This is a genomic window from Streptomyces olindensis, from assembly GCF_040645895.1.
Classification (GTDB): Bacteria; Actinomycetota; Actinomycetes; order Streptomycetales; family Streptomycetaceae; genus Streptomyces; species Streptomyces olindensis.
Genome location: NZ_JBEYZD010000162.1, coordinates 1 through 2,231 on the forward strand (window position 1 = coordinate 1; position 2,231 = coordinate 2,231).

General features: G+C 71.0%; 2 protein-coding genes. One reads left to right on the forward strand and one right to left on the reverse strand.

Features of this window, described 5'->3' with window-relative positions:
• Positions 1-72 precede the first annotated feature (72 nt).
• Positions 73-981: a helix-turn-helix domain-containing protein gene (locus tag ABZ948_RS40855; protein ID WP_359768194.1), complete on the reverse strand. Its 909-nt coding sequence runs from the start codon at positions 979-981 to the stop codon at positions 73-75.
• A gap of 179 nt (positions 982-1,160) precedes the next feature.
• Here ABZ948_RS40855 and ABZ948_RS40860 point away from each other — a divergent pair, with 179 nt between their 5' ends.
• Entirely contained in the window at positions 1,161-2,201 is a 1,041-nt protein-coding gene (locus ABZ948_RS40860; RefSeq protein ID WP_359768195.1) for an NAD(P)-dependent alcohol dehydrogenase, read from the forward strand.
• Positions 2,202-2,231 lie beyond the last annotated feature (30 nt).

A 2,231-nucleotide genomic window follows, 5' to 3' on the forward strand; every position in this document is an offset into this window, starting at 1 on the left:
GCCTCGGCTCCCGGCGGGCCGCCCACAGACGGGCCCTACGGAAGCCTCGGCTTCCGGCGGGCCGTTCCGCGTCTACGGGGCCGGGCTCCCGGCCCCCGCCCGGGTCGCGTCCGCCCCCCAGCTCGCCAGCAGGCGCAGCGCGTCCGCCGAGGCGGAGTCCGGCTCCGCGTGGTACGTGATCAGGGACTGCTCGGCGTCGTCGACCAGGCGGAACGTCTCGAAGGACAGGGTCAGGTCGCCGACCAGGGGGTGGCGCAGGCGCTTGACGCCGTGGCTCTTCTCCTTGACGTCGTGGGCGGCCCAGAGGCGGCGGAACTCCTCGCTCTTCACCGACAGCTCGCCCACCAGCGCGGACAGCTGCGGGTCGTCCGGGTGGCAGCCCGCGTCCATGCGCAGGTAGCCGACGATGTCGGACGCCTTCCGGTCCCATTCGACGAACAGCTCGCGGTACGCGGGCCTGAGGAACACCAGCCGCGCCCAGTTCCGCTCCGGCGCCGGCAGCTCCGCCCAGTCGCCGAAGAGGGCCGCGGCCATCCGGTTCCACGCCAGGATCTCCGAGCGGCGCCCGACGATGTAGGCCGGGACGCTGTCGATCGAGTCCAGCAGCTGCCGCAGCGCCGGCCGCACCTGCCGGCTGCGCGCCGCCGGCTTCTTCTTGTGCTGCTTCGGCTTCGCCAGGTGCGTCAGGTGCGCGTGCTCGGCGTCGCTCAGCCGCAGGGCGCGCGCGATCGCGTCCAGCACCTCCGCCGAGACGTTGCGCCCGTTGCCCTGCTCCAGCCGCGTGTAGTACGCCACGGACACCCCGGCGAGCTGCGCCAGCTCCTCGCGGCGCAGCCCCGGCACCCGCCGCCGCCCGAAGTCGGGCAGCCCCACGTCCTCCGGCTTCAGCCGGGCACGCCGGGTGCGCAGGAACTCGCTGAGCTCGGCACGCCGGTCCAGGCCGCCACCGGCTGTCTGTGCGGGTTCGGGCTGTACGTCCATGCGTCCAGTATTCACGGTCGTACGCACGGCAGCCTGACCCCGCCAGTGGTACGCACGCTGTGCGTACGCAAAACCGTGGTCTGGGTGAACGCGCGCGACTCCGGCACGCTGGTGATCGTGCTCGGCAGAACATCCAGAAGGCACCCGGGCACAGAGACTTTGCTAGGAGAAACCCCGGCATGACCACTGTTGCTGCGTACGCCGCACCCGCTCCCAAGGCTCCGCTGGAGCGCACCACCATCGAGCGCCGCCAGGTCGGCGAGTTCGACGTCCTGATCGACATCAAGTTCGCCGGCATCTGCCACTCGGACATCCACCAGGCCCGCGAGGGCTGGGGCGAGGCGATCTTCCCGATGGTCCCCGGCCACGAGATCGCCGGTGTCGTCAGCGAGGTCGGCCCCGGCGTGACGAAGTTCGCCGTCGGCGACCGCGTGGGCGTCGGCTGCATGGTCGATTCCTGCCGCGAGTGCGAGAACTGCAAGGCCGGCCGTGAGCAGTACTGCGTCCAGGGCAACGTCCCGACGTACAACGGCATCGGCAAGGACGGCGAGCCCACCTACGGCGGCTACTCGCAGAAGGTCGTCGTCGACGAGAACTACGTCGTCCGCATCCCCGACGGCCTCTCCCTCGACGTCGCCGCGCCGCTGCTGTGCGCCGGCATCACCCTCTACTCCCCGCTCCGGCGCTTCGGTGCCGGCCCCGGCAAGAAGGTCGCGATCGTCGGCCTGGGCGGCCTCGGCCACATGGGCGTCAAGATCGCGCACGCGCTCGGCGCCGAGGTGACCGTGCTGTCGCAGTCCCTGCGCAAGCAGCAGGACGGCCTGAAGCTGGGCGCTGACCACTACTACGCCACCAGCGACCCGAAGACCTTCGAGGAGCTGGCCGGCACCTTCGACCTGATCGTCTCCACGGTCTCGGCCCCGCTGGACTTCGGCGCCTACCTGTCGCTGCTGAAGACCGAGGGCACGCTGGCCAATGTCGGCGCCCCCGAGGAGCCCATCTCCCTGAACCTGTTCTCGGTGATCGGCGGCGGCAAGACCCTCGCCGGTTCCATGATCGGCGGTATCGCCGAGACCCAGGAGATGCTGGACTTCTGCGCCGAGCACGGCCTCGGCGCCGAGATCGAGCTGATCCGCGGCGACCAGATCAACGAGGCGTACGAGCGCGTGCTGAGCAGCGACGTGCGCTACCGGTTCGTGATCGACACGGCCACCATCTGACCTGCGGACATCGTGCCCGAGGGCCCCGGC

Bases quoted from the DNA above. Each gene is read 5' to 3' on its own strand.
- ABZ948_RS40855 (WP_359768194.1), bottom strand. From the start codon at position 981: ATGGACGTACAGCCCGAACCCGCACAGACAGCCGGTGGCGGCCTGGAC.
- ABZ948_RS40860 (WP_359768195.1), top strand. From the start codon at position 1,161: ATGACCACTGTTGCTGCGTACGCCGCACCCGCTCCCAAGGCTCCGCTG.